This is a genomic window from Ruminococcus turbiniformis (assembly GCF_020687545.1).
In the GTDB taxonomy this organism is placed as follows: Bacteria; Bacillota; Clostridia; order Lachnospirales; family Lachnospiraceae; genus Mediterraneibacter; species Mediterraneibacter turbiniformis.
This window is the reverse complement of record NZ_JAJEQX010000070.1, coordinates 1-2,803: the sequence shown is the minus strand read 5'-3', so window position 1 is coordinate 2,803 and position 2,803 is coordinate 1. Positions and strand designations below refer to the sequence as shown.

At 43.1% G+C, this 2,803-nt stretch carries 3 protein-coding genes; all 3 read right to left on the bottom strand.

Features of this window, described 5'->3' with window-relative positions; all coding sequences use genetic code 11:
* Window positions 1-61: 61 nt before the first annotated feature.
* Window positions 62-1,687, bottom strand: a complete 1,626-nt coding sequence (gene tnpC / locus LKD70_RS18255; protein WP_227709283.1) for an IS66 family transposase — start codon at window positions 1,685-1,687, stop codon at window positions 62-64.
* Window positions 1,688-1,972: 285 nt separating this feature from the next.
* Window positions 1,973-2,335 (bottom strand): IS66 family insertion sequence element accessory protein TnpB, encoded by a 363-nt coding sequence (gene tnpB / locus LKD70_RS18250; RefSeq protein WP_054352606.1) that lies wholly within the window; start codon window positions 2,333-2,335, stop codon window positions 1,973-1,975.
* Entirely contained in the window at window positions 2,325-2,711 is a 387-nt protein-coding gene (tnpA, locus tag LKD70_RS18245; protein ID WP_227709282.1) for an IS66 family insertion sequence element accessory protein TnpA, read from the bottom strand. The genes tnpB and tnpA overlap by 11 nt, the downstream gene beginning before the upstream one ends.
* Between the last annotated feature and the right edge of the window lie 92 nt (window positions 2,712-2,803).

The following is a 2,803-nucleotide window of genomic DNA, read 5'->3' as shown; positions in this document are numbered from 1 at the left end:
GTACACGCACAATAGCGAGTACCTCCCAAAATTAAGAGCCGCCTCACGGCAGCCCTGGTTATCAATTCTTTCGAATCCCGTCCGGTAGATTTGGTGACCACGGTAACAGCTCATCCAGAAAGGACCGGTTGGTATCTTCCATATGTTTCGGTATCTCTTCTAAGAGATATACGAAGTAATCATACGGTTTTAGGTTGTTTGCCTTTGCTGTTTCCGCAATGCTGTAGATGATTGCGGATGAATGGGCACCATTGATGGTGTCAATCATCTGCCAGTTCTTTTTGCCAATGCAGAAACCTCGGATGGCTCGTTCTGATGCGTTGTTGTCAATCGGAACTTCGCCATCTTCCAGAAATACCCGGAGGTATTTCTCCTGATTCAAGATATATGTGTATGCCTTTCGAAGCTGTCCGCTGGAGGGAACAGTTGGTTCCATTTTTTTGAGGTACACAAATAAGGCATCAACCAATGGTTTTATAACCAGTTGTCGCTGCATAAGTCTCTCATCAGGTGGGAGTTCTTGTAGTTTACCCTCTTCGCGATAGATTGCCTGTATCTGTTTCATTACCAGATAGGCGTTGGACTTCTTGCGCTGTTCTTTTGGAACAACGTTCATCGCCTCATCAAACTTTCTTCTGGCATGAACCCAGCAGCCTGCGATTCGCAGATCCTCGCGTTCCTTTTCCACTTTGTGGTAGACCTGATATCCATCCGTCACACAGATGCCGGAATAGTCCTTCAGGAATTCCCTTGGATGGGAGCTGTTGCGAGTTTTATGATAATCGTATAGGACGATCTGTTTGTCTTTGTACAGATGTCCTGAGCGATATACCCACATATAGCTCTTGGATCCGGCAGGACGCCCGTCTCTGTTTACCAAAACAGGTGTTTCATCTGCCTGGATCACATGGTAATCATACAGCTTTTGATGGAGATGATCGTACAAGACTGCCAGACAGCTTTCGCCCAGTCGGATCATCCAGTTGGCCATGTTTTGACGTGTGATGTTAAGACCATAACGGGAAAACTCCTGTTCCAGGCGATAGAGAGGAACAGCATTGACATACTTGCCATTCATAATCGCTGCAGCAAGTGTTGGAGATACCAGACTTCCGTGAAGTAATGCCTGCGGATGGTCTGCTTTTATGATTCGTCCATCTTTCTTGCTGGCATACACACCGACATGATGCTCATCTACTTCAACCTTGGCAGGAATGAAACGGTAGCGTTTGGAAATCGCATCCGGAAGCTGCTTCCAGCCATTTTTTCCAAACTCAGCCACTAATTCTTCCTCGGTCATGTAATGAGTGATAATGTTTACCGGAAGACCTGACAGATCAGCATCCTTCTTACCAACAGGCTTTGGCTTACGGGCTGGTTTTGGTTCCAAAGTTTCAGGCTCTTCAGCATCCAGATCAGATACTGCCTCAGCTTCGTTGAAGAAAACGATGGTTCCATCTATTTCCATGAAACAGATCTGACTGGCATCCTCCATCTTCTCAGAAGATCTGCCAAATCTGTTCTTATTGGAAAGAGTGATCTGCCCAATGAGGAGTTCTATTTTTTGGTTTAGATCCTGGACTTCTCCAGAAAGCTTATCGTTCTGTTCCTGAAGCTGGAGGAATAACTCTACGATAAAAGACTTATCCAATGTATTCAGTTGTTCTTCAGTGAATTTAAATGCCATCGTTCAGTCTCCCTTTTATTTCTGAAGTCATTATAGCAGAAAACAGGAGTTTGGGCGAATTCACCACGTATTGTTATTCGTCATTTTGACGGTGGATAACAATCATAAATATCTCAGAATTCATGAGATACTTATGACTGTTATCCACAGATTCTGCAAAAGATCCTTCTTTTGCAAAAAGAATTACTCTCACAGAAAACGCTTTTGTGGATAACTATTAAAAAAATTTTTTGTATCGTTTTTCAGTGTAAAAAACAGAAATTTTATTTTCTACGAATTGCACAATTACATTGTTTTTGGAGGATCTGTCAGTTCCGCGATTGGACGTTTTGCAACGATTTCTAATCCCTGCATCAGCCTGTGATATTGTTCGGGAGTAACTTCCAATGCTTCTTCTTTCGTGCGTGGCCAACTGAATCCGCCAACATTTAATCGCTTGTAAAGAAGCAGGAAACCATCTCCTTCCCAAACCAGTCCTTTGATTCTGTCGGTACGTTTGCCACAGAAAAGAAACAGGATGTTTTTCTGGAAAGGATCCAGTTCGAATTGATATTTAATAGTGGATGCTAAGCCGTCAATCCCACGCCTTAAATCGGTGTATCCTGTTGCGATAAAAATCTTGTCAAAACCAGTTGCATCATTCAGCATGTAAAAGGCCTCCGATCCTGCTTAGAAGTTCCGCAGAAGCAGTGTTTGAAATCTCTATCGAAAAGGAGTCCTTTCGAATGATCACATCTGGCCTGAATGCAGCTGATGATACGACGGATTGTTCAGGTAACCTTAATTCAACAAAATCAACTGATGGGTCTGCAGGTATACTTACAGATTTGACTGCTGGAGGTGAAGAAGACTCTATTGTAGAAATATAAGCCTCTTCACGTAGCCGGCGCTGCCAATAAAAGAATGACTTATCAGAAATACCATGTTCCCTACACCAGGCGGTTTTATTCATTCCGCTAGCAAGGCATTCTTTTATGATTTTAGCCCATTGTTCGCAGCGGACTTTGTGTGTGATTTTATCCATGAGATAGCCCTCCCTGAAAAACCTTAGTTTTTTTAGAGTAATTATCTCACAAAAACTAGCAAGCGACACGGTACCGGCTATCTACCATTTAC